This window comes from Streptomyces sp. NPDC047880 (assembly GCF_040706515.1).
In the GTDB taxonomy this organism is placed as follows: Bacteria; Actinomycetota; Actinomycetes; order Streptomycetales; family Streptomycetaceae; genus Streptomyces.
Genome location: NZ_JBEZOK010000008.1, coordinates 206,607 through 229,610, shown reverse-complemented (window position 1 = coordinate 229,610; position 23,004 = coordinate 206,607). Strand labels below are relative to the sequence as shown.

Sequence of the window (23,004 nt, the reverse complement as noted above, 5' to 3'; positions counted from 1 at the left end):
GGCTAGTGCACCTCGACCGAATCGATGATCCGGTCCAGGTCCCCGTCCGGCAGGGACCCCTGCTGCGCGTCGATCCGGATCGCGAAGGCCGTGTCGTGCGCGTCCAGCCCGGCCAGGATCACTCCCTCGACCGGGGTGCCCGCGGCCGGCCCGCCGTCCTCGCCGGTCGCCTTGAAGGAGAAGTCGATCCGCTTGGCCTCGTCCGTGCCGGCCAGCTCCACGTCCTTCCGGCCCTTGACGTCGGCGCCCATCTGGATGCCCGCCTCGGCGGCGATCGCGGCCTGCTCGGCGGAGTTCGCCTCGGTGAATCCGAGCTGCACGGTGACGACCGAGACCTTCCTCGCGCCCTCCGTCCGCACCGCCGCCGCGGCATTGTGCTCGCCCCGCTCGGCCGCGCTCTGCTCCTCGTAGCCCTTCGGGTACGACACGTCGACCCCCTTCGTCTTCAGCGTCCCCCAGCCCTCGGGCACGCTGCCCGCGCCGGAACCGGGACTCCCGCAGCCGGTCAGGGCGACGGCGGTCGTCAGCAGGGCGGCGGCCAGGCCGGCACGGCGGGTCTTCATCGGCAGGGGCTCCCGTCTCGTCAGTTCGCACAGTAGCTGTAGGGAAGATAGGAGCGGCCCTGTCCGTGCGGCGCCCCCAGGAACCGGGCGCCGGTCAGGGTCTCCGCCTTCTTCTCCGTGCTGATCGTCATGCCCAGGCTGAGCCCCAGATTCAACTCGAAGCCGTACTCGGCCGCGTTCACCTCGCCCGTGTACGTCATCCGGCTCGACTTGCCCTGGTCGAACATCAGCTGTCCGAAGGGGTCGTCTGCGCCCGGGCGGGACGTCGGGGCGTGGTCGGCGAACATGTACTGGAAGGGCGTCGCGGCCTGCTCGTTGTTGCTGTCCAGCCAGCGTTCGGCGACCGCCCGGTCCCGGTCGCCCGCCGGGCCGGGATCGAAGGTGAGCGTGTTCGTGACGATCTCGATGCCGGTCTGCGAGCCGGTGCCCTTCACCCCGGCGTTCCCGCCCCGTTTGTCCCCGTCCTTCTTGCCGTTGTCGCCGCCCGCCTTGGCGCCGTCCTTCTGGCCGCCCTCCTCGACCGTGCGGGTCATGTCGACACGGACCAGCTTGCCGGTCTTCTTGTCGTAGGTGACGGTGATGGTGCCGGTCTGCGTCGTGTTCGCCGCGTACTCACCGCTGAGCGGGCCCGCCTCGTACCCCACCTTGGAGCCGTACTCGATGGACGAGGAGTAGGTGTACGACTTGGTGTTCTTGTAGGAGTTGTCGGTCCAGGTGACCTCCGGCGCGTACTTGAACGTGCCGCCGAGCGCGGCGCTCAGCTTCTTCTCGTCGCCCGCGGAGATCTTCAGGCCGGCCGACGCCGAGGCCTCCAGGCCCACCTTGCCGTAGGTGATCTTGCGGTTGTCGCCGAGGTGCTCCTCGATGCGGTTCTGCGTGTCCTCCTCGTCCTTCAGGGGCCCCTTCCCGAAGAGGTAGAGGATGCTGTCGCCGACGCTCGCCTCCGCGCCGCCCGGCATGGTCCGCCGCATCTCGTACATCTGCAGCTTCTCCACGTCGTCCCGGAACCGCTGGGCCTCCTCGGGGCTCTGGAACACCCAGGTGTCACCGTTGGTCACCTTGATGCCGAGCCCCAGCTCCACCTTGTCCGCGCCGAACCGGCCCACCTTCATGCCCGGCTTGAAGTCCTTCTTGGCGGCCACCGACGCCGCGTCCGTGAACGTCAGGTAGACCATCTGGTCGCTGTCGTCGACCTTGCCGTCCCCGTTGACGTCCGTGTTCGCCTTCAGGCGCTGCTCCTGGAAGCCGTACTCCTTGCCGATCTCCCAAAAGAGGATCTTCGCCTTGGAGCCCGCCTTGTCGGTGACGGACGAGACCTGGCACAGCGCCGGCTCGAAGTCCGCGTCGGTGAGCGGCTGGTCCGGCCCGGGCCCGGCCGTCCCGCAGTCGCCGCCGCCGGCGACCCGGCAGACCTGCGCGGCGATCCTGTCGTAGATCAACTGGCCGGCACCGGTGGCCGACAGGGCCAGGACGATCGCCGCGCTGACGACGACCATCCCGAGGTACTCGGTGCCGGTCGCCCCCCGGTCGTCGAAGACCGGTCTGCGCCCGTACGCCGGTATGCCGCCCCCGTCCGCCATACGGCACCCCTCCTCGCCGATCCGCGTGCCGTCCGGCCGCGTGCCGTCCGGCCGTGTGTGCTTTCCGGACGGCGAGCGTAGGTACGCGACGCTGCGTCAGGCGTGGGCCTCAGGGCCCAAACGAAGGCCCACCGTCACCACTGGGCCCGCCGGGCCCACCGCACGGCACCGCCCCGGACACGCCTCGACGATCGGCAAGATGCTCAACCTGCCCCGTTTTGACGCCTCTTGTGCAACGACAGTTGCTCTCCAGCTACACAAACGCTGTTCTCCGGTCACAGAGGCGTGGATACAGTGCTCAGGTAGTCACGCAGTGAAGTCGACTCGGTGCGCCGGAGTGACACCCGGCGTTCCGACCGGCATGGGGAAACGGGGAGCTGCGCGTGCCAACTGCCATTGCCGTGACCGGCGCCGACATGGCGCTGCCGCCACAGGACGAACGCACCCTGCCCGCCGTCGTGCTCCGGGACATCGACCGACGCCCCCTGGAGCAGGCGCTGGCCGAGATGCAGGCCCTGGTGGAACACCACGGGCACGTGATCGTGGTCTGCTCACCGGCCGCGCCCACCGCGGTGCAGCGACGGCTGCACACGCTGCGCTCGCTCATGGAGAGCGACCGCATCGCCCTGTTCCGGCCGGACCTGCCACCTCTCGGACTGGCCGTCCTGGCCCGCCAGTTACGTCAGCTCGCCTCCTGCGACATCAGCCCCGGCGTGCTCGCCTCGGCCGGCCGGCTGCTCGTCCACTACATCCACGCCGGCGCGCTGCTGAACTCCGTCGCCCGCCTCGACCGCGTCCCCGTCGGCCTGAAGTCGCACGCCAAGTCCTGGGTGCCAGGCAGCCAGTTCGGCGTCCTCGCCCACCCCGAGCCGCGGCTCGTCAGGATCACCCCCGAAGCCGCCCTGCCCGGACCCGAGTTCGGCACCTGGATGCTGATCGCCAAAGGACAGCTCCAGTCCGACTGGGTCACGGGCACCCTCGCCCCCTCCTGGAAGGTGCAGGGGCTGCGCGAGATCCCGCTCCCGGCCGAATCGCCCGGCTGGTGGGGCACCGGCAAGCTCATCGAGTTCTGCAGCTACCTGCCCGACCTGTCCGTCCTCTACCAGCTGGTCACCTCCGTCCGGCGCAGCCGGTGCCACTGGTGCGGCATCGACGTCATCGGGGACCGCTGCGTGTTCTGCTCGGCCACGCCACCCGCCCACGACAGCCCACCCCACCAGCAGCTCGAGAACCGAACGGCCGTCGGCTGACGCTGACACCGCTCATCAGCACCGTTCCGATCCCGCTCGACCGATATCCACAACGAGGTTGTACGGTTCATGAACTCCCGTCAGCGCCGCGGCGTGATTCTCCTGCTCCTGTCGGTCGTCTGCGCCCTCGGCGCCTTCGCCGGCGTGCTCTCCGTCATCAGCGACGTGAAGTCGAAGGTCGGCCCCGAGGTCGCCGCGTACCGGCTCAAGTCCGACGTGCCGCCCTACACCACCCTCAGCACGGGCCAGTTCGAGAAGATCGAGATGCCCGAACGGTGGCTGTCCGGCAACGCGGTCACCGATCTGCGGGAGATACAGGGCAAGATCGCCGTGACCACACTGCGCGCGGGCTCCCTGCTCCAGTCCGACATGATCGTCCGCCAGCCGGCCCTCCAGCCCGGCCAGCAGGAGGTCGCCATCATGATCGACGCGGCGACCGGCGTGGCAGGCAAGATCACACCCGGCGCCTCGGTCAACGTCTACGCCACCTTCGAGGGCGCCCGCGAGGGCGACCCCGACCAGTCGAAGATCATCGTCACCAACGCCAAGGTCCTCGACGTCGGCGAACTCACCGCGCTCAAGCCCGACGAGGGCAACCGCACCCAGCAGCCCACCGACGCCGTCCCCATCACCTTCGCACTGTCCGCCCTCGACGCCCAGCGCATCACCTACGCCGAGTCGTTCGCCAAGCGCGTCCGGCTCGCCCTCGTCGCGCCCGGCAGCGACACCACCGTCCCCGAGCGGGACCGGACGTACGAACTCGCGAAGGACAAGTGAGAGGCTGCCATGCCCACGAGGATCCTCCCGGCAGTCGGTGACACGGACGCGGTCCGGTCCGTCACGACACTGCTCAGCCAGCTCCCGGACGCCGAGCCCGTCGCACCCGTGGTCGACTCCACCCAGCTCGTCGACACCCTCGCGCGGCTGGCCGCCGAGTCGGTCGACGAGCTGCCCGAGGTCGTGATCGTCCACGAACGGATCGGCCCCGTCCCCGCGCTGGAACTGATCCGCGAAGTGGCCCTGCGCTTCCCGGCCGTCGGCGTCATCCTCGTCACCTCCGACGCGAGCCCCGGCCTCTTCCAGGCCGCCATGGACTACGGCGCCCGCGGCCTGGTCGCCCTGCCGCTGAGCTACGAGGAACTCGCCAGCCGCGTCCAGGCCGTCGCCCAGTGGTCCGTCGGCGTACGACGGCACCTCGGTGCCGGCGGCGACGTGTTCACCGGCGTCGGCGGCACCGTCGTCACGGTCAGCGGCGCGAAGGGCGGCACCGGCACCACCCTGACCGCGATCCAGCTCGCCCTGGCCGCCCAGGCCTCCGGCCGCAGCACCGCCCTGGTCGACATGGACCTCCAGGCCGGCGACATCGCCTCCTACCTGGACGTCCAGTTCCGCCGCTCGGTCGTCGACCTCGCCGCGATCAACGACATCTCCCCGCGCGTCCTCGCCGACGCGGTCTTCCGCCACGACACCGGCGTCGCCCTGCTGCTCGCCCCCGCCGAGGGCGAACGCGGCGAGGACGTCACCGACCGCGCCGCCCGGCAGATCGTCAGCGCCCTGCGCTCCCGCTACGAGGTCGTCGTCATCGACTGCGGCGCCCAGCTCGGCGGCGCCGGCGCGGCCGCCGTGGAGATGGCCGACCGGGCCCTGCTGATCACCACGCCGGACGTGGTCGCAGTACGGGGCGCGAAACGGGCCGTGCGGATGTGGGACCGGCTGCAGATCCGCAAGGCCGAGGAGACGACCGTCGTCGTCAACCGGCACTCGCGCGCTACGGAGATCCAGCCGCCCCTGATCCAGAAGATCACCGGCACGGAGGTCGCGGCCACCGTGGTCCCCGCCAACTTCAAGGAACTGCAGAGCGTCGTGGACGCGGGCCGCATCCACGAACTGGAGAACAAGAGCGCTGTGAAGCAGGCCCTGTGGGGCCTGGCGGGAGAACTGGGCCTGGTCAAGACCGCGGACGGTGCCCAGAAGGGGGGCCGGGGAGCGGGGAGCTTTCGGCGGAGGAAGGAGGGGTGAGGGTGCTCTTGAGGGAGCGGGACAAGGGTCAGGTCACGATCGAGTTCCTCGGGATGACGCCGACGATCATCGTGACGCTCATCGCACTGTGGCAGGCCGTCCTCGTGGGCTACACGTTCGTCCTCGCGGGGAACGCGGCGGACGAGGCGGTGCGTGAGGGGACGGCGGCCACACGGGGAACGCGGCAGGCCGCGTGTGAGGAGGCCGGGCTCAGGCACCTGTCGGACGCATGGCGATCGGGTGCCGAAGTGACGTGCGGCGGCATCGGCTACGTCACCGCGGACGTGGACCTGGAGGTCCCGGTCCTCTTCCCCGGCACACTGTCCTTCGGGTTCACGGTCAACGGCCACGCCGGTGCGGTCGAGGAGGCGGACTCGGATGCCCCGTGACCCCGAGCGCCGCGACCGCGGCCAAGTCGCCATCGAGTACATCGGCTTCCTGCCGATCCTGCTCCTCGTCGCCCTGGCGGCCGTACAGCTGGGGCTGATCGCGTACACGGCACAGCAAGCCGGTACGGCGGCCCGGGCGGGGGCGCGCAGCGCGTCGCTGGGAGGGCCGTCCGAGGCGGATTGCAAGGCCGCCGTGAGCAGTTGGCTGGCCGACGGAACGAGCTGCCCCCCGTCGATCGGCGGGGACGAGGTCACGGTCACGGCCACCGTGCAGATCCCGTCCCTCGTGCCGGGCTGGAGGTTCGACCCGGCCGTCAAGACCGCCACGATGCCGCGCGACCACTGAAGGAAGAGCTAGGAGCACCGCACTCATGAGCCTGCGAGCACGCATCAACACCCCCGAGGAGAAGGGCAACCGGGGCGAGGACGGCCACATGGTCGCCTCCTACCGGGCCAAGCTCCTGGAGGAGATCGACCTCGCGGAGATGAGCTCGCTGGCCGCCGCCGAACGCAGGGCCCGGCTGGAACGGGTGCTGGGACACATCATCAGCCGCGAGGGCCCGGTCCTGTCGACGGTCGAACGCGCGCAGCTGATCCGCAGGGTGGTCGACGAGGCACTCGGCCTCGGCATCCTGGAGCCGCTCCTGGAAGACGCCTCCATCACCGAGATCATGGTCAACGGCCCGGACGCGATCTTCGTGGAGCGCGGCGGGCGGGTCGAACAACTGCCGCTGCGCTTCGCCTCGAACGATCAGCTCATGCAGACCATCGAGCGCATCGTCTCCACGGTCAACCGCCGGGTCGACGAATCGAACCCGATGGTCGACGCCCGCCTGCCCTCCGGCGAGCGCGTCAACGTCATCATCCCGCCGCTGTCCCTGACCGGCGCCACCCTCACCATCCGCCGCTTCCCGCGCTCCTTCACCCTCCAGGAGCTGATCGGCCTCGGCTCGCTCGACGAGCACATGCTGTACCTGCTGGCGGGGCTGGTGCAGGCGAAGTTCAACATCATCGTCTCGGGCGCGACAGGCACCGGCAAGACGACCCTGCTGAACGCCCTGTCGGGGCTCATCCCCGAGGGCGAACGCATCATCACCATCGAGGACTCCGCCGAACTCCAGCTCCAGCAGCCGCACGTGATCCGCCTGGAGTCCCGCCCGCCCAACGTCGAGGGCAAGGGCCAGGTGACGATCCGCGACCTCGTCCGCAACTCCCTGCGCATGCGCCCCGACCGGATCGTCGTCGGTGAGGTCCGCGGCGGCGAGTCCCTCGACATGCTCCAGGCGATGTCCACCGGACACGACGGTTCCCTCGCCACCGTCCACGCCAACAACGCCGAGGACGCGCTGATGCGGCTGCAGACCCTGGCGTCCATGTCGGACGTGGAGATCCCCTTCGTGGCGCTGCACGACCAGATCAACAGCGCGGTCGACGTCATCGTGCAGCTGACCCGGTTCGCGGACGGCGCCCGCCGCATCACCGAGATCGCGCTGATGGACAGCCACGGCAGCGACCCGTACCGACTGGTCACGGTCGCCCGCTTCCACGCGCAGCCCATGACCTCCGACGGCCGTATCCACGGCGTCTTCGAGTACTTCCCGCTACCGCGCCGCACCGCCGACCGCCTCTACATGGCGAGCCAGCCCCTTCCCCAGGCGTTCGGCATCGCCCGGACAGCGGACCAGCTAGCCACCCGAGAAGCCAGGTAGGACCGACCGATGGAACTGCAACCGCTCATCACGCTCACCACCGGCATCACCCTGCTGACCTGCGTCCTCGTGGTCGCCGGCCTGCACTCCTACGCCATGGGCAAGGCACAGCGGCAGGCCCTGGTGGACCGCCTGTCCGCCACGGGCCAGGTCCCGGCGGGCGGCCGGCGCCGCAACTTCCGCGGCATCGACCGCCGGCTGCGGCGCACCAGGCTCGGCAAGAAGCTCGAACTGCGCCTGGCGGCGACCGGCCTGGACATCACCCCGGGCGAGTTCTTCGTCTACATGCTCGCCACGGTCGCGGGCCTGTGGCTGATCGGCCAGGCGGCCCTGGCACCGTTCTTCGGGCCGCTGGCGGGGCTGTTGGGCATGTGGGTGGCATTCCAGTTCCTCAATTGGCAGCGCCAGAAGCGTATTGAGAAGTTCATCAACCAACTTCCCGAAATGGCCCGGATTCTCGCCAATGCCACACAGGCGGGCCTCGCCCTGCGTACGGCGATCGGCATGGCCGCCGAGGAGATGGAGGCCCCGGCGGGAGAGGAACTGGGCAAGGTGGCGGCACAGTTGGCGGTCGGCGCCTCGATGGACGACGCCCTGGGCGAGCTGGCGGACCGTCTGCCGTCCCGTGAACTGATCGTCCTCGTCACCACGCTGGTCCTGTCCAACCGGGCGGGCGGCCAGGTCGTCAGCGCCCTGCGGAACCTGACGGAGACGCTGGAGGAGCGGAAGGAGACGCGGCGCGAAGTGCGGACGCAGTTGTCGCAGGTGAACATGACGTCGTACGCGGTGCCGGTGCTGGGCGTGGGCGCTTTGTTCATGTTGAACGCCATCAACGATGGCTCGCTGGACCGTATGACTGGGTCACCGATCGGTCAGGCCTGCGTGATCATCGCCTTCAGCCTGTATGGCGTCGGTTTCTTCCTCATCCGCCGTCTGTCGCGCATCGACGTCTGAAGCACCGAGCCATAGGAGAAGGAGCGCCACATGGGACTTCTGCTGGCACTCGTCATGGGCCTCAGCGTGTGGGGAGCCTTCGCCGGCATCCGCATGTACCGGGCGGAGGCGCGGCTTCCTGGCGACCTGGCGCTGGCCTTGGAGATCGGTGGAACCCGCACCAACGCCGTGGGGTCGCTGGTCGACCGGCTCGGCATGCGATACGCGCCCTCCGTTCTCCGCTTGATGGGGCCGAAGCGCGTTGCGAAATATCGGCGCAAGATCGACCTCGCAGGTAACCCCGGAGGTCTCACCATCGACCGGTACGCGGCCAGGCGTGCGGTGTACGGAGTGATCGGCGGGTTCGGGGGCTTCATCGCCCTGACCAAGGGCAGTGTCTTCGCAGCCCTTCTGATGTTCGCCTTCGCCGCCTTCTGGGCCGACGTTGGGATTTGGTCCGCGATCCGTATCCGCAAGGACGCGATCGAGCGGACGTTGCCGGACTTCCTGGACGTACTCGCGGTCGTCGTCAGCGCAGGGTTGGGGTTCCGCCAAGCGCTCGATCGAGTCGCGTCCAAGTATGAGGGCCCTTGGGCCGACGAGCTTCGGATCACCCTGCGTCAGATGGATCTCGGGATGGGCCGACGGCAAGCCTTCGACGAACTGCGCAAGCGCAACGATTCGGAACAGGTAGCGATGTTTGTGACGGCGCTCCAACAGGGCGAGGAACTGGGTGCGCCGATCGTGGACACCCTTGTTGCGCTTGCGAAAGACATGCGTCGCACGGATGCGCAGAACGCCCGCCGCAAGGCCGCGCGTGCGGTCCCGAAGGCGACCCTGATGATCACGACCTTCATGGTTCCGGCCACGATGATTCTCCTCGGCGCGGGAATGCTGCTTGGCTCCGGCACGGACTTCAGTTCCATCACGGGCGAGTAGAACGGGGCGACGGCATGTCGACAACTCAGGAACGCACCAGGTTGCTGCGCCTTCGCCCGAGGACGCCTGAGATCACCACTCCACCGGCAGGTACGGTCCTCCCGGCTCATGTCCGGACGGGTGCGCCGGACATTCCGGTGACGTACGCGACGCCTGCCCTCCCCCCTGGCTGGGTGCGGGCGGACGCGCCGGCGTCGACAGGGCCCGTGGAACCCGCCCCCTCTTGGCCGGCGGCACAGGGGGAGGCCCGGACCGAGCGGACGGTGCGGATCAGGAAGGGGGAGCACAGGCGCGCGGAACTTCGGGATGCGAAACTTGTGAAGTCGGCACCGCAAGCCGGCGAGTCGACCCCGGTGGTGGCTCCGGCTCAGGCCGCTGGTTCGTCGACGACCGGCCGGATACTGGCGGCGACGTCCGACCCGGCGACCATCCCCATTCAGATCAACGCCCTCCAGGCCATGTGCCGTCAGGTCTTCGGCTTCCGCCTGGCCATGATCGCCTTAGCCGCTCCGGCTGCCCTCATCAATGCCAATTCCGGTCTGAGCACCCGTCTGGTCGGCATCGCGGTGGTCGTCACCTTCATGGCTTCCTACGTCCTCTTCCGGGACTGGGAACGCTTCGGACCCCTCCTGCTGCGCCATCCCTCCCTTCTGGCACTGGACACTCTCTTCGGCTCCTTGCTCCTGATCTCCGCGGGCCCGGACACCACGCTGGCCTACGTGAGCGTCTGCACGCCTCTGCTCGCCGGCCTCGTCTACGGCTGGCGTGGCGCGGCCGTTTTCGCGTCGCTCCAGTCATTGATCCTCATGCTGATCTACGCCACGTCGGCGCGCCAGCACGCCGGAATCGCCGAGTCGTCCCTCCTCCCCGGTCTCTGCCTCATCGCCGGCGCCGTCGGTTCCAGCCTGCGCAACCTCATGCTCCGCTTCGGCGCCGCCACCCAGGCCCTCACGACGGTCCAGGCCCGTCTCGCCGTGACGGAGGCGGTCAGCGCCGAACGGGCCCGTCTGGCGCGGGAGATGCACGACTCCGTCGCCAAGACGCTGCACGGAGTGGCCCTGGCCGCAGACAGCCTGACCGGGTCGGCAGGCGCCGCTCGTATGGACAGCAGACTGATCAAGCAACAGGCCGAACTGGTTGCTCGTTCAGCCCGCCGGGCGGCAGCGGAATCCCGTGAGCTTCTCGCAGACCTAAGGCGCGAATCCGACCCGGAACACGGCACGGACGTGCTGGTGGAACTGGCGGCGCGCACGCGAGATTTCAGCACCCGTACCCAACTCCCCGCCACCTACCGCCCCACGGGCGAGCTTGCCGTCCCGCCGGTCCCACCCGCGGTGGCTCGCCAGCTTCTCACCATCGCCTCGGAGGCCATGGAGAATGCCCACCGCCACGCCCACGCCACCCGCGTCGACGTCAGCGCGGGCGTCCACGGCGACCTGCTTCGCATCAGCGTCTACGACGACGGCCGCGGCCTCCCCCCGGGTACGACCCTCGAACAACTGCGCCGTGCGGGCCATTTCGGCTTGGTCGGCATGGTGGAACGAGCCGCCTCGGTGGGCGCCCGCATACGCATCGGCCGCGGCAGTCAGGCCCAGGGCACAGAGGTTCGCCTGGAACTCCCGCTGGCAGCACTGAGCGCATCCACAGTCTGATCCATACGACCCGAGAGGAGGCCCCTGATGCCGGACCCGATCAGCCCACACCCCGGCGCACCCCAGCCGCCGCCCCTGCAGAACCTCTTCGCCGCGCCACCGACCCACCGTCTCCGGGTCGTCGTGGCGGACGACAACCCCGTGGTCCGCGCGGGTCTCACCGCACTGCTCTCCGGCCGCGCGGACATCGAGGTCGTGGCGGAGGCCGCCGACGGCCGCCAGGCCTACGACGCCGCCCACGAGCACCGCCCGGACGTCGTCCTCCTGGACGTCCGCATGCCCGGAGTGGACGGCATCTCGGCCCTGCCCTACCTCGTACAGATCGCGCCGGTGGTGATGCTGACCTACAGCAGGGAGTCGGAGATCGTCCAGGAGGCCCTGCGCCGGGGTGCGGGCGGCTACCTGGTCCACGGCGAGTTCACGGCCGATCAGCTGGTCGACGCCGTACGGGACATCAAGGAGGGCCGGGCCCACTTCACCCCCACAGCGGCGGGCGCCCTGCTGGCCCAACTCCGCAGAGACCCGGCCCCGGCCCCGACGGCGCCCCTTCCGGAGGGCCTGGGCCAGTCATCGAGTGCGACTGCATACGGAACTTCCACCTCCGTAAAATGGCATACGCAACCTCAGAATACCGCTCCAGCAGGCAATTTGCCGCACCTCCCTGCCCCACTCCCACCCATTTCTCCAGAAAACCTTTCGCAAGTGCAACCGCATGTGGGACAGTCTTCGTCTGAGTGGACGAGTGGCCGTCCGGCCGCTCCCGACAGGTCGCGGTTCCAGTTGAGCACGAGGGAGGCGGAGATCATGGACCTCATCGCGTCCGGCATGAACAACCAGCAGATCGCCGCCACGTGCTTCATCAGCGAGAAGACCGTCAAGAACCACATCAACCGCATCTTCGCCAAGCTCCACAGCACCAGCCGCTCCGAGGCTGCGGCGAAGTGGATCGGCACGGCGCCGGACACACGTCGGGGACTGGGGTGACCTCCGATGACGCGATGGGCGAACAACCCGTTGGGCCCGAGTGATTGGGCCCGGAATTGGGCCCTGGGGCCCTCTGGAGGACAGCACCTTCCGCCGTACGTTCCTCGTGTCGAAAGCGACACAGCCGAACCCGGAGGGGAACACCATGAGCGACCTGATGCTGAAGACCGCCGTCGCGACCAAGGTCCGTGTGAACGGCTGGAAGAACACGACGGTCGAGGCGATGCAGCGCCGCGCCGGCGACAAGGGCCAGACGGCGGTCGAGTACCTGGGCATCATCGCGGTGGTGGTCGCGATCGTGGTTCTGATCGCGTCGACGAATATTGGTCAGACGATCGTCAACAAGCTGACCACGCAGATCAACAAGGTCGCCCCTTGATCCGACCTCATCGGTACAGCGACGCAGGGCAGGCATTCCCCATCTACATCACTGTGGTGGGGAGCCTGCTCTTCCTCGCGTTCGCTTACTTTGCGGTCGGCCAGGCCGCGGTCAATCGGAACGGCGCCCAAACGGCCGCAGACGCGGCGGCTCTTGCGGCGGCGCAGGACCGGCGGGACCAACTCGCCGGAGCGTGGCTGAACGACGTACTCGACCCGGCGAAGTGGCAGGACATCTTCAACGGTGATGCCGAAGCGACCGGCGACCCGTGCCTGCGGGCACGTCAGCTGGCCGCGTGGAACGACGCCCGAGTGCTTGGCTGCAATTGGGCCGGTCTCCTCGGGTTCACGGTCGAGGTCGAGACCAACAAGCCCGTCGGCGAGTCGGTCATTCCCAGCACGGCAGACCATCGGTCGAGTGCGTCCGCCACCGCTGTGATCGAGAAGCGCTGTACGTTCAAGCCGCTCGCTGAGGATGCGCCCGAGAAGGTGTTGCCCCGGCTCCTCTGCAATGACGGGGAGATCTGGGATCTGAAGCCGGGTGATCCGCCTGTGAATTTTCCGAAACCCGAGGACCTCTTCGACGTCCATCTGGCCGACTGACAGCGAACGACGAGTTGAAGGAAGCAGAGCCATGAGCATTCGGTTCACTACGAAGGTCCGCAGGGGGGCGGTTGCCTTGACCGTCGCGGCCGGAATGGCTGTGGCCGGCTGTGGAGGCGGTGGCGGTGATGACGAGAAGCCGAAGCCTTCGGTGTCCGCCCCCAAGACCAGTGGATCCAAGCCGAGTGCTCAGGAGGGGCAGGCCAGTGAGCCCTTGGCTGAGGTGAAGGGGCCGAGCGGCCTCCTTCTCCAAATCAACTCCGCGGAGCGCGACTCCGGTGGGTTCATCACGGTGAACGGCACCTTGAAGAACGACGGCTCCGACATTGTCACGATCCCAGCCGAGCTGAGTGGCAACGAGACCGAGATCATCAACAATGGCAGGTCGCTCGGAGGCGCCACACTCGTCGACTCGAAGGGCAAGAAGCGTTACTACGTACTGCGCGACACGGATGGGCGCCCGCTGACGACCACGGGATTCTCGGCGCTCAAGGCAGGGGAATCCATGGCTGTGTTCCTGCAGTTCCCCTCGCCCCCGGCGAACACGGCCGAAGTCACCTTCCAGTTGCCGCTGTTCCCGAGCGCGCTCATCAAGATCTCTGGGTGAGGCGCACCGTGACCATTACACCAGCCTCGGGCCGCGTGGCGGCGAAGCACCTCTCCTTGATCGCCACTGCCGTGGCCCTCGTGGTCACCACCCATCTCAACGCCGCTGTGAGCGCCCACGCCGACGAAGGCCCAAGCGTCCCCCCCGGTACCGAACCCTCCGCCAGTGCACCGGTCAAGGTCGACTCCAACGACCCGGACCTGAAGCTCCCCGAGGGCGCCACTCTGGCCACTGCCAAAGTCCTCGACATCAAGCAGGTCGTAGAAGACCAAAGCGGCGACGAACGCCGCGAGGACACCAACGCCGACGTCAAGTTCGCCCTCCAGGCCGAAGTCCTCTTCGCCAAGGACAGCGCGAAGCTCGGTGCCCAGGCCAAGGCACGCATCTCCGCGATCGCCGAGGAGATCAAGACGCAGAACGCCACGAAGATCCGCGTCTTCGGCTTCACTGACAACCTCGGCTCCTCCGCCCACGGCGACGTCCTGTCCCGCAAGCGGGCCGACGCCGTGCAGAACGTCCTCGACCAGGAACTGACCGACTCCAACGTCACCTACGAGGTCCGCGGCTACGGCGAGCAGTACCCCATCGCCGACAACTCCACGGAGACCGGCCGCAAGAAGAACCGCCGGGTCGAGGTCTCCTTCCCCCGCCAGGAGAGTTGAGTCGGAGGAAGTGGGCCCAGGGTTGGGGCCACGGGCCCATGCGTGGGTGATCGACGTTCCTTAGCCTCGGCTCGATGTCCGTCCTGAACGGCCGTTTATCGAGCTGAGCTGAGGTCGCGCATGTCCCCTGCCGGTGACCGGATACCCCCGTACGGGACGGGGGGCGCAGAGAACAGCCCGTCCTGGGAGCGGCGTACGCCGTTGCCGAGGGAACTGGGCTGGGCGCAGGTACTGCTGTGGGTGCAGTTCGCGCTGACGGCGGTCTACGTGGTCACCGTGCTGTCGGTGGTGACGTACCACTCCGGGGAGATCTTCGGGATCCTGGTGTACGACTCGCTGCCCAGCGTGGCCGGTGTCTACCTGGCCCGGCGCCTGTGGCGGGGCGGGGTGTGGACGAGCCGCGCACTGATCGCCGTACAGGCGTGGATCGTGTGGCTGTCGTTCGGCACCCTGATGCACGGCGATCTGCGGGGCATCACGCAGGCGGCGTTGCCGGTGGCGGTCATCGTGCTGTTGCGCCGTGCCCGGTCGCGTGAGTGGTTCGAGAGCGCTCCCGAGGACAGGGAGGAGCGGCGGCCGTTCAGCCTGGAAAGAATGATCCGCTGGCGCCGGGACGAGGGCCAGACCGCGGTGGAGTACGCGGGGCTCATCGCGGTGGTCGCGGCGATCATCGTCGCGCTGTCGATGGGCGGCCTCGGCGGGCGCATCGCCGACGGCATCCAGTCGGCCATCTGCTCCGTGACGGGCACGGCCTGCCCCGCTCCGCAGGGCGATGGCACGGAGACGGGTGCGGCCGGGGACGACGACGCCGCCCACCAGGGCGATGCGGACGCCGGCGCCGACGGCGGCAACGGCGCGGACCCGGAAGGCGGCGCTCACGCGGACGGTGGTGCGGGCGCAGACGGCGGGACGGGCACGAACGGCGATGCGGGCACCCAAGGCGACTCGGAAACCCAGGGCGACGCGGGCGGCCAGGAAGGCACGGAAGCCGACGGCGGAACCGAAGCCAGTGGCGACACGGAATCCGGTGGCACGAACGCAGCCACGGGCGACGGCGACACGGGCGACGGCGACATCCCCGCGTCGGCCCAGATCATCACCTACGACGGCGCGGGCCCGAACGACACGGTCCCCCTCGCTCCGGGACCGTTCGAGGACAAGTCCCTCTGGGGCGACGTACACGACCAGGAACGCCACGACAGGACCTTCATGGACCATGTCCGGGGCTTCTTCGTGGCCCCGACCAAGAGCTTCCTGGCCGACACCATGGACGTCGTCAGCGACCCGGTCGGTTCGATCAAGGACACCTGGAACGGCCTGAAGGGCTACACCACGAACTGGTGGGGTGAAAAGTCCGACGAACTGGGTGAGGAGTGGGACAAGGGGAACTACCTCTCCTCCGTGTGGGGCTGGGTCAACTCGCCCGAGGACTTCGTCTCCGACCTGGCGGTCGACACCTTCGTCGACAAGGAGAACTGGGAGAAGGGCAACTACGGCGCCTCCATCGGCAACACCGTGGTCAACGTCATCGGCATCTTCAGCCCGAAGACCATCACGAAGTTCACCAAGTTCAAGAAACTTGCCGAGGTCGGTGAATCCCTCGACAAGGCGGCCGACGCGGCGGAGAAGGCACGTAAAGCGGCCAGGGCGGGCGACTTCGACGGCGCGAAGAAGGCCGCGGACGAGGCCCAGAAGCACGCCGACGAGGCCAAGGAGAAGGCCGAGAAGAACGGCAGCTGCAGCATCGCGATCGGGCGCGTCCCGTACGGCGGTGGCGCGCGTGTCGGCGGCGCCGCGGGCACCGGCACGGGCGTCCTGGCAGCCCCGCAGGGCGGCCTGATCGTCGTCGCCGAAGGGGGCGGCAAGGAATGCACGGGCGACGACGCGGACGACGCACGCCGGGCCCAGCAGGAGGCGCTGGACGCACGGGCCGATCTGCTGCGGGAGGTCATGAAGGACGCCAAGCGGAACGAGCGGGTGAACCTGCAGGAGAGCATGCTGGACAACCTGCTCAAGAGAGCCGAGCACGACGTCGACCCGGACTCGAAGGACATCAGCAAGAAGCAGGCGGCGGACGCGATCGACGACGTGACTGACCTGCTGCGGCAGAAGAACATCGACCCGATGAGCCGGCAGAAGCTCGCGTCCAAGGCACTGAACTCGGCCAACAAGGACCAGCTCGCCGAGAATCTCGCCGAGGCGAACATCACCAAGCGCGTGGCCAAGGACGAGGCGGCGGACGGCACCACCGTGTACTCGGACATCGGTGACAGTCCTGAGCGGGCGAGAAAGGGAGAGTCACCGGTTCGCGACGACGGCCGGGGCGGCGAGATCGACGTCACGGGCATCCCGGACGCCGACGTCGCCTACCGGGGCAAGGACGGCAAGGTCCATGTCGTCGAGGTCAAGAACCGGGCGAACGCCACCACGCAGGCGTCCCTGCCCGGCCAGGTCGAACGGCTGGGGGACTGGCAGAAAGCAGCGCCGGGCCGCGTGGCCCGGTACGAGATCGCCACCAACAAGGACTGGCAGAAGATCTTCGACCGGTTCCAGTACAAGAAGCAGAGCAGGGCGCAGAAGGCGGCAAACGAGCCGAAGGTACGCCCGGGCGGCACGCCTGCTTCGACGATGGCCGAGCACGGTGTGGGAGCACGCATCGCGGGACAGGACGTCTCCCCGGAGCAGCTTCGGAAGATGAATGACGCCTGGAACGCCAAGAGCGACACCGAGAAGTACGAGGCCATCCGATCCGGCAAGATGACGGACCCGAAGACCGCGATGGCCTACCTGGGGGTCGCATGACGCACAACGAGAACACGGCCGCGATCCTCGACGACCTCGCGGCGACGATCGCGGCCGCCCCGCCCACCACGCACGGCTGGACGGAGGACGAGTACGAGCTCTACGAGCGGTTCGAGAAGGAACCCGACCTGCCGCTCACCGACGGACGGCGACAGCGCTTCGTGTCCGCGCGCGCCCGCGAACGGGCGGCCCACAGGATCGAAAGCCTGCTGCGCTCCTTGCGGGAGGCTGTTCGACGGGGAGAGGCCCCGCCTGCTGCCGAGGTCGCGGCGGCGGCCGAGTCGTGCGTCCGCGCCGATCTGGCCGTGCTGTCGGCGATCGACCTGTTCAAAGATCTCGGCACGCCCTACGGCGAGCAGGCACTGGCTCGTGTGGTGGTCGACGATTCGGTGGGCGAGTACGACCGGTGCTGGGCCCGCACGCATCTCATCACGCTGCGGACGCCGGTGTACGAGGAGATGGCGGCTCGCTCGGTCGAGGGCGAGGAACCGCTGTTGCCCGAGGTCGTACGCGACTTTCCGTACGGCAGGCATGGCGGTGTCACCACACCCGATGACCCGGAGGCGACGGAGGAGCTGACCGCCCGTGCTCGGGCCGTTCTCGAGGCGCTGCTGCCCGAGCGGCCGCTGGAGCAGCCGGAGCCGCCGTCCGAACCGGAAGGCCGCTGGTGGGAGCGAGAGGAAGAGCGGCCCGGTTGGGAGGAAGTACGCATCGTGCTCGCCGCTTTGATGCCGGACGCACGGCGCGTCACCCGGGAACGTATGACCGAGGGCTGGCACGAGTGCGTACGGCTCGGCATCGACCTGCAGGACGCCGACCCCGAGGACTTCATCGACCGATGGGTGACCCGCATCGGCGCCTGGATCGTGGAGCGGATCTTCTCCTGGCTCGCGTTGCACCTGTGGAGAGCAGGTCACTTTCCGGCTTGGTCGACGGAACTGGCAACTCTCCATGCACAACGCGGTGTCGCCGTCGAACAGGCATCAGTCCTGCTCACCGAGGCAGCGGACGCCCACTCCTGAGGCCATGGCAGCGGGGGCAGCGCGGCCGGACCATCCCGCCCACACCTCGGGAAGCCGCCGGGCCACGGACGGAGAGCGACTCGTGGACACTCACCTACTGCCCAGCGCCCTACGCGAGCTGCCGCCGCCTTGGCGCGATCTGACATACCGCAGGTCTCAGGCACTGGAGGCACTCGCCCCCGCTGAGGAGAGACGCGAGCAGGCTCGGCGCGTACTGCGCGCGTGTCTGCCGGACCGACGGCAGAGTGTGCACGACTGGGACGTGGAACTACGGGACTTCTACGACGACCACACCTTGGACGAGGCAGACTTCTGGCTGACCCGGATCATGCCGACCACTTCCCAGGTCACTCGGGAGCGGGTGGTGCAGGTGGTCGGGACCTGGGCTGACATGGGGATTCCCACCGCGCCAGAGCCACCGACTGAACAGTGGGTCGACAGGGTGGCGGCGGAGTGGGCCGCCTCGGTGCGGCAGGCGCTTGCGCACGACGCCTTCGCTTTCATCGACCGTGAAGCCACCGCCGGATTGCTGAACGATGAGGAGGCCGAAGACGCCGCGCTGCTCGCGGCCGCGTTCGCGCGGCAGCGCTGTAGCGCGGTACAGGAGACCATCTGGTTCCTCCACCGCACGAATGTCGTGCCGGGCAGCTGGGAGGCCTTGGCGCGACTGGCCATCAAGCCGACCCTGACGGCCGCGACGAGGAGCGCCGCACAGGAGTGGTCGCCGTGACGCCCCTGCATGCAGGAGGCCGGGCACACCCCCGGGTCTCCGTTCAGCCACCGAACCAGACGACTAGCCGGACGTTGTCCGCGCCATGGAGTCCGGCCAGGGTGCCCATCACCTTCCACACCGGTTGCCATGGTCCGTCGGCCGGTACCAGGTCGCGGTAGGCAGGGGAGACAGGTCGGTACACCTCGTCACCGAGCATGAGTTCCCCGTCGGCCGGCCACTGCGAAGGAGCGATGTTGCCCTCTCCGAACGCGACGGCGGCCGAGTCGTACAGCTCATCCGGGAGCGCTGTCAGTCCCTCGGGCACGAGGGATCCTGCGCGGCCACGGCACCAGCGGCGGACCCAGTACCGAGACGGGCCGTCGGTGCAGGGGGCATCCCACTCGACAGCGGACAGTTCACGCCAGGAGAACCCCGAACGACTGTGGCCCTCGTAATCGTCCGCATCCCTTCGTACCGTGTCCGAGACGTCCACAGGGGCTCCGCGGTCAGAGAAAAGAGCTCTGACGGGCTCCACGCTCCGGACGTCGAAGAGTGCTGACCACGACTTGTGATCACGGGCCCAATAGAGGTGCCTGAGCTCGGAAAAGGGCTCCCGCAGCGTGTGTTCCGTGCCGTAGCGCCCAGGGGCGTGCCTGCATTCCAGCCATCCATACAAGTCGGCACATAAAGGGCCCCAGAATGCTCTTATCCGTCCTCCGCCGGTACCACGACCTCCACCCGGGCCCCTTCCCGCATCCCCCACTCGCCCATCGCCCCGGCCATCGCCTCGATCACGTGCCGGGCCCGGAAGCGGGGCATACCCAGCCGCCCCGGACGCATGGTGCGGACGGTGAGGACACGCAGGCCGCGATCGAGATAGGCGACATCGATCGGCATGCGCATGCGGAAGGTGTGCACGCTGTTGGCGGGGGAGAGCAGTATCGCCCCGTCGAGGGCGTCCCGCCCCAACAGTCCCTTGGTCCGCGCCCGGTAGGAGGTGGCGACCTCCAGCGGGACCCGGACGGACGGCACTCCATCGCCCCCGTGCACGACCAGTTCCCCATGCCCGTCCCGCCAACGCCGGCCCATCCGGACCCCCTCCGTCCTGCCACCCGTCCGTGGCTCCACGGCCCCGAACGTATCCGGATCCGATAGTCCCTCACATGGGCCCACGGACCCAACGGGCCCATGTTCTTTGCTGGTTCCTGACTGAAACGCCCGGCGCGGCACCGCTGTTGGCGCTGCCGCTCGGCGCGTTACGCAACCGTTACGGCTCAAGGGTGACGATGAACCGCCGATTTCTCCCCATACACCCCGGCAGTTGACGACCTTCACCCTGGTGCGGCCGCACCCCGCTGTATAGCTTTGGTTCGCTCAAGAGAAGCCTCGCCACCTCCCGGGAGCCGAACGTGACCCGCCGCCCCACCCTCCTCGCAGCGCTCACGCTGACCGCCGCTGCGGCCCTGACGCTGTCCGCGTGCGGGAGCGATGACAGCTCCAAGAGCAAGGACAACGACAAGATCGCGGGAGCGGACACCGGGGACAAGGCGTCCGTCTCCCCTTCACCGAGTGCAGCGGACTCGGCCGACCGGCCGAAGATCGACCTGCCGTCTGACCTCTCCTACACCTTCGACTGGCCCAAGACGGGCGATAAGGAGAAGGACGCGATCCTGGCCGACAGCGAACAGTCCATCAAGGCAGTGGACCTGGCGATCGTCAACCAGAACGCTCTCGACAAGCCGTACCTCTACTACTACGAGGGCGAAGCCGCCGCAGGAACACAGAAGTTCATTCAGGCTTATGTCAAGGCCAAAGCGCGTGTCACGGGCGCATATCGCTTCTACGACCCTGTAGTCAACGTCAAGGGTGAGGGCACCGGGTCGCTCGTGTATTGCGAAGACCAGAGCAAGGCCTACGACATGTATCTGAAGAACAAGAAGGTCAATAGAACCCCCACATCCAAGAACAGCTACGTGCTCTACAACACTCTGCTGCAGAAGAACGACAAGGGCGTGTGGGTCGTTGAGAAGATCCTTTCCCAGAGGGGGAGCGACAGGTGCCAGCCCTGAGACCAGCTTCCCGGGCTTTGATCGTGCCCGTTGCGATCGGTTCGATGCTGCTGTGCGGAAGTCCCGCGGAGGCGGACAACGTCATTGGTGGCGGATCACAGATGCCTCCTCCGAAGACGGACGCCCACGGTGACTCAGACGGCGGCACCCTGTCGTCGAGCGCAGGAGTCGTCGTCTTCGACCGTTCCCACAACGGCTCGGGCCAGGCGGCAGGCCCGGTGACTTCTTCGACGCCCTGGACCCCGCCGGCTTGCTACTACGCTCCGAAGTACACGCCGGAGCAGCTGCAGAAGTACCTGGAACCGACTTGGGAAGCCGGCTCGACGGGCTACGAGTGGGATGCCGCGCAGCGCGATCGCTATGTCAACGGTCACCCCTACAAAGACTTCAACAAGGACAAGGCCGGCAAGGGATACTGGTGGGACTTCTACGTCACGCCCGGCCGGGAGGGGGACCCAGGGGCGCTTGACTGCGACAAGCCCATCTTCTGGGTGGACGAGAACGACGATCCACCGGCCGACATCCCGCAGGCCATCACTACCGAGGTCCTCGCGCAGCTTGCCTACGCCGAAGTGCGCGTCCCTTCGACGGAGATGAATCTCGCCCCGCGGGCGAGCACAAAAGTGAATCTGCCTACTTGGGCGTGGCTGGACGCGGCGGAGTTCAAGCCTGTGTCCGTGACGGCCTCCGTTCCACTGCTCGGCATTCAGGCGACCACAACCGCCGAACCCGTATCAGTGAAGATCGAGCCGGGCACCACCGACGCCGAGACGTACCCCGCTTCGGGCGTTTGTCAGATCCAGAACGGACGAATCGGTGAGCCCTACGCCAAAGGTAAGGCCAACGTGAACCCGTCCTGCGGCGTGAAGTACCTACGGTCGTCGGGCGATGGTTCGTATCAGCTCAGGGCGACGGTCACCTGGAAGATCCACTGGACCGGTACAGGCGTGGTCGGTGAACAGCGTTTGCCGGACGGTTCTTTCGGCGGGGAGCAGAATGTAGTTGTCCAGGAGATCCAATCCGTCAACCGATGACGCCGAAGGGCTGGCATACGAGTGGGCCACTCCTGCGAGCCCAGGGAGGCTGGTGACAGCCGCTGGAGAGGTGCTTGCGTTCCGCCAACCATGGAGTTGTGAAGCCGATCTGTGCCGGATTTGGAGGACCTCGTGACCGCGCTAGGCGCTGTATTCCGCCCCCAACTTGCCCCGGAACGGCTCCGATCTGTAGCCCGAATCTCCGATGAGGCAGGACTGGAGCAACTCTGGCTCTGGGAAGACTGCTTCAGAGAAGGCGGGATCTCGACCGCCGCAGCCGCTCTGGCGTGGACCGAGCATGTGCGGGTCGGGGTCGGGCTGTTGCCCGTGCCCTTGCGGAACGTCGCCATCACCGCCATGGAAGCCGCATCCCTGCACCGGATGTTCCCGGGGCGGGCGATCCTCGGCGTCGGGCACGGCGTGCAGGACTGGATGGGGCAGGTCGGCGCACGCGCCGAGTCGCCTCTCACCTTGCTGCGCGAGCATCTCCTCGCGCTCCGGGCCCTGTTGAGCGGCGAGCGCGTCACCGTCGACGGCCGGTACGTCAAGCTCGACGATGTCGCCCTCGACTGGCCGCCGCCCACCCCGCAGACCGGCGTGCTGGCCGGTGCCACCGGGCCGCGGTCGCTGCGGCTCAGCGGAGAGGCCGCCGACGGCACCATCCTCACCGCGGCCACCAACGCCGAGGGCGTCCGCCGGGCACGGCGGCTCGTCGAGGAGGGGCGCGCTGCGGCCGGGCGTGAGGCCGGGCCCCACCCCTTCATCGTCTATCTGCTCACCGCCACCGGGCACGACGCCGACGCCCGCCTGCGCGCGGAGCTCGACGCCGAAGGGCTCGCAGCCGTTCCGGACCTCGGAGTCGCCGGAGCTGCCGGGGCCGTCGCGGAGGCCGTCGAGCGGCTGGTCGAGGCCGGCGCCGACAGCGTCGTACTGCAGCCGACGGCGGACGAACCCGATCCGGAGGGTTTCGTGCGGTTCGCGGCCGAGGACGTTCGCCCCCTCGTCCCCTGAAATCCCCTCGCCCCCCGCAATCCACTCGTCCCCTGAATTCCAGTAGCGGTCCGGTGAGGGGCCGGGCGCCTGGCGGCACGAAAACA

At 68.3% G+C, this 23,004-nt stretch carries 24 protein-coding genes; 20 read left to right on the top strand and 4 right to left on the bottom strand.

Annotated features, from left to right (window positions below):
• Nucleotides 1-2: 2 nt before the first annotated feature.
• The gene (locus AB0937_RS15630) at nt 3-563 is read right to left on the bottom strand and encodes a hypothetical protein (protein WP_366712129.1); all 561 of its coding nucleotides are present in this window, start codon (nt 561-563) and stop codon (nt 3-5) included.
• A gap of 20 nt (nt 564-583) precedes the next feature.
• Nucleotides 584-2,143 (bottom strand): hypothetical protein, encoded by a 1,560-nt coding sequence (locus AB0937_RS15625; RefSeq protein ID WP_366712127.1) that lies wholly within the window; start codon nt 2,141-2,143, stop codon nt 584-586.
• A gap of 416 nt (nt 2,144-2,559) precedes the next feature.
• Between AB0937_RS15625 and AB0937_RS15620 the strand changes: the two genes are divergently transcribed.
• The 17 genes from AB0937_RS15620 to AB0937_RS15540 all read left to right on the top strand — a co-directional run bounded on the left by AB0937_RS15620 (nt 2,560) and on the right by AB0937_RS15540 (nt 18,822).
• Entirely contained in the window at nt 2,560-3,393 is an 834-nt protein-coding gene (locus tag AB0937_RS15620) for a hypothetical protein (RefSeq protein WP_366712192.1), read from the top strand.
• A gap of 69 nt (nt 3,394-3,462) precedes the next feature.
• On the top strand, nt 3,463-4,170 hold the full coding sequence (gene cpaB / locus AB0937_RS15615) for a Flp pilus assembly protein CpaB (protein ID WP_366712126.1): 708 nt from the start codon (nt 3,463-3,465) through the stop codon (nt 4,168-4,170).
• Nucleotides 4,171-4,179: 9 nt separating this feature from the next.
• The gene (locus AB0937_RS15610; protein ID WP_366712125.1) at nt 4,180-5,412 is read left to right on the top strand and encodes an AAA family ATPase; all 1,233 of its coding nucleotides are present in this window, start codon (nt 4,180-4,182) and stop codon (nt 5,410-5,412) included.
• Between the two features lie 53 nt (nt 5,413-5,465).
• Nucleotides 5,466-5,801 carry a pilus assembly protein gene (locus tag AB0937_RS15605; RefSeq protein ID WP_366712190.1) on the top strand — a complete coding sequence of 112 codons (336 nt, stop codon included), beginning with the start codon at nt 5,466-5,468 and terminating at the stop codon, nt 5,799-5,801.
• Entirely contained in the window at nt 5,791-6,147 is a 357-nt protein-coding gene (locus AB0937_RS15600) for a TadE/TadG family type IV pilus assembly protein (protein WP_366712123.1), read from the top strand. Before AB0937_RS15605 ends, AB0937_RS15600 begins: the two co-directional genes overlap by 11 nt.
• A 25-nt stretch (nt 6,148-6,172) precedes the next feature.
• A complete protein-coding gene (locus AB0937_RS15595) occupies nt 6,173-7,510 on the top strand; it encodes a CpaF family protein (RefSeq protein ID WP_366712121.1) in 1,338 nt (445 codons plus the stop codon).
• A 9-nt stretch (nt 7,511-7,519) separates the two neighbouring features.
• Nucleotides 7,520-8,464, top strand: coding sequence for a type II secretion system F family protein (locus AB0937_RS15590; protein ID WP_366712120.1), 945 nt, complete (start codon nt 7,520-7,522; stop codon nt 8,462-8,464).
• A gap of 30 nt (nt 8,465-8,494) precedes the next feature.
• A complete protein-coding gene (locus tag AB0937_RS15585; RefSeq protein ID WP_366712119.1) occupies nt 8,495-9,382 on the top strand; it encodes a DUF5936 domain-containing protein in 888 nt (295 codons plus the stop codon).
• 14 nt (nt 9,383-9,396) lie between these two features.
• Nucleotides 9,397-11,034 (top strand): ATP-binding protein, encoded by a 1,638-nt coding sequence (locus AB0937_RS15580; protein WP_366712118.1) that lies wholly within the window; start codon nt 9,397-9,399, stop codon nt 11,032-11,034.
• A 27-nt stretch (nt 11,035-11,061) separates the two neighbouring features.
• Complete coding sequence (locus tag AB0937_RS15575) at nt 11,062-12,018, top strand: response regulator transcription factor (RefSeq protein ID WP_366712117.1); 957 nt, start codon at nt 11,062-11,064, stop codon at nt 12,016-12,018.
• 145 nt (nt 12,019-12,163) lie between these two features.
• Entirely contained in the window at nt 12,164-12,397 is a 234-nt protein-coding gene (locus AB0937_RS15570) for a hypothetical protein (protein ID WP_366712116.1), read from the top strand.
• Entirely contained in the window at nt 12,397-12,999 is a 603-nt protein-coding gene (locus AB0937_RS15565) for a pilus assembly protein TadG-related protein (protein WP_366712188.1), read from the top strand. Before AB0937_RS15570 ends, AB0937_RS15565 begins: the two co-directional genes overlap by 1 nt.
• 31 nt (nt 13,000-13,030) lie before the next feature.
• Nucleotides 13,031-13,606 (top strand): hypothetical protein, encoded by a 576-nt coding sequence (locus tag AB0937_RS15560; RefSeq protein ID WP_366712115.1) that lies wholly within the window; start codon nt 13,031-13,033, stop codon nt 13,604-13,606.
• An 80-nt stretch (nt 13,607-13,686) separates the two neighbouring features.
• Nucleotides 13,687-14,268: an OmpA family protein gene (locus tag AB0937_RS15555; protein WP_366712187.1), complete on the top strand. Its 582-nt coding sequence runs from the start codon at nt 13,687-13,689 to the stop codon at nt 14,266-14,268.
• A 120-nt stretch (nt 14,269-14,388) separates the two neighbouring features.
• Nucleotides 14,389-17,070, top strand: coding sequence for a hypothetical protein (locus tag AB0937_RS15550; RefSeq protein WP_366712114.1), 2,682 nt, complete (start codon nt 14,389-14,391; stop codon nt 17,068-17,070).
• A complete protein-coding gene (locus tag AB0937_RS15545) occupies nt 17,067-18,092 on the top strand; it encodes a hypothetical protein (protein ID WP_366712112.1) in 1,026 nt (341 codons plus the stop codon). Before AB0937_RS15550 ends, AB0937_RS15545 begins: the two co-directional genes overlap by 4 nt.
• Nucleotides 18,093-18,354: 262 nt before the next feature.
• The gene (locus tag AB0937_RS15540; protein ID WP_366712111.1) at nt 18,355-18,822 is read left to right on the top strand and encodes a hypothetical protein; all 468 of its coding nucleotides are present in this window, start codon (nt 18,355-18,357) and stop codon (nt 18,820-18,822) included.
• Between the two features lie 43 nt (nt 18,823-18,865).
• On the opposite strand, the gene AB0937_RS15535 is transcribed toward AB0937_RS15540, so the two are convergent.
• Nucleotides 18,866-19,129, bottom strand: coding sequence for a hypothetical protein (locus AB0937_RS15535; protein ID WP_366712109.1), 264 nt, complete (start codon nt 19,127-19,129; stop codon nt 18,866-18,868).
• Between the two features lie 380 nt (nt 19,130-19,509).
• On the bottom strand, nt 19,510-19,893 hold the full coding sequence (locus AB0937_RS15530; protein ID WP_366712185.1) for a DUF192 domain-containing protein: 384 nt from the start codon (nt 19,891-19,893) through the stop codon (nt 19,510-19,512).
• Nucleotides 19,894-20,213: 320 nt separating this feature from the next.
• Here AB0937_RS15530 and AB0937_RS15525 point away from each other — a divergent pair, with 320 nt between their 5' ends.
• From AB0937_RS15525 to AB0937_RS15515, 3 genes are all read left to right on the top strand, one after another.
• Nucleotides 20,214-20,873 carry a hypothetical protein gene (locus tag AB0937_RS15525; protein WP_366712107.1) on the top strand — a complete coding sequence of 220 codons (660 nt, stop codon included), beginning with the start codon at nt 20,214-20,216 and terminating at the stop codon, nt 20,871-20,873.
• Entirely contained in the window at nt 20,861-21,907 is a 1,047-nt protein-coding gene (locus tag AB0937_RS15520) for a hypothetical protein (RefSeq protein ID WP_366712105.1), read from the top strand. Before AB0937_RS15525 ends, AB0937_RS15520 begins: the two co-directional genes overlap by 13 nt.
• 132 nt (nt 21,908-22,039) lie before the next feature.
• A complete protein-coding gene (locus AB0937_RS15515) occupies nt 22,040-22,918 on the top strand; it encodes an LLM class flavin-dependent oxidoreductase (protein WP_366712103.1) in 879 nt (292 codons plus the stop codon).
• Nucleotides 22,919-23,004 lie beyond the last annotated feature (86 nt).

What these genes read in the sequence shown, in the direction of transcription:
- AB0937_RS15630 (WP_366712129.1), bottom strand. Translation starts at nt 563, where the DNA reads ATGAAGACCCGCCGTGCCGGCCTGGCCGCCGCCCTGCTGACGACCGCC.
- AB0937_RS15625 (WP_366712127.1), bottom strand. Translation starts at nt 2,143, where the DNA reads ATGGCGGACGGGGGCGGCATACCGGCGTACGGGCGCAGACCGGTCTTC.
- AB0937_RS15620 (WP_366712192.1), top strand. Translation starts at nt 2,560, where the DNA reads ATGGCGCTGCCGCCACAGGACGAACGCACCCTGCCCGCCGTCGTGCTC.
- cpaB (WP_366712126.1), top strand. Translation starts at nt 3,463, where the DNA reads ATGAACTCCCGTCAGCGCCGCGGCGTGATTCTCCTGCTCCTGTCGGTC.
- AB0937_RS15610 (WP_366712125.1), top strand. Translation starts at nt 4,180, where the DNA reads ATGCCCACGAGGATCCTCCCGGCAGTCGGTGACACGGACGCGGTCCGG.
- AB0937_RS15605 (WP_366712190.1), top strand. Translation starts at nt 5,466, where the DNA reads ATGACGCCGACGATCATCGTGACGCTCATCGCACTGTGGCAGGCCGTC.
- AB0937_RS15600 (WP_366712123.1), top strand. Translation starts at nt 5,791, where the DNA reads ATGCCCCGTGACCCCGAGCGCCGCGACCGCGGCCAAGTCGCCATCGAG.
- AB0937_RS15595 (WP_366712121.1), top strand. Translation starts at nt 6,173, where the DNA reads ATGAGCCTGCGAGCACGCATCAACACCCCCGAGGAGAAGGGCAACCGG.
- AB0937_RS15590 (WP_366712120.1), top strand. Translation starts at nt 7,520, where the DNA reads ATGGAACTGCAACCGCTCATCACGCTCACCACCGGCATCACCCTGCTG.
- AB0937_RS15585 (WP_366712119.1), top strand. Translation starts at nt 8,495, where the DNA reads ATGGGACTTCTGCTGGCACTCGTCATGGGCCTCAGCGTGTGGGGAGCC.
- AB0937_RS15580 (WP_366712118.1), top strand. Translation starts at nt 9,397, where the DNA reads ATGTCGACAACTCAGGAACGCACCAGGTTGCTGCGCCTTCGCCCGAGG.
- AB0937_RS15575 (WP_366712117.1), top strand. Translation starts at nt 11,062, where the DNA reads ATGCCGGACCCGATCAGCCCACACCCCGGCGCACCCCAGCCGCCGCCC.
- AB0937_RS15570 (WP_366712116.1), top strand. Translation starts at nt 12,164, where the DNA reads ATGAGCGACCTGATGCTGAAGACCGCCGTCGCGACCAAGGTCCGTGTG.
- AB0937_RS15560 (WP_366712115.1), top strand. Translation starts at nt 13,031, where the DNA reads ATGAGCATTCGGTTCACTACGAAGGTCCGCAGGGGGGCGGTTGCCTTG.
- AB0937_RS15550 (WP_366712114.1), top strand. Translation starts at nt 14,389, where the DNA reads ATGTCCCCTGCCGGTGACCGGATACCCCCGTACGGGACGGGGGGCGCA.
- AB0937_RS15545 (WP_366712112.1), top strand. Translation starts at nt 17,067, where the DNA reads ATGACGCACAACGAGAACACGGCCGCGATCCTCGACGACCTCGCGGCG.
- AB0937_RS15530 (WP_366712185.1), bottom strand. Translation starts at nt 19,893, where the DNA reads ATGGGCCGGCGTTGGCGGGACGGGCATGGGGAACTGGTCGTGCACGGG.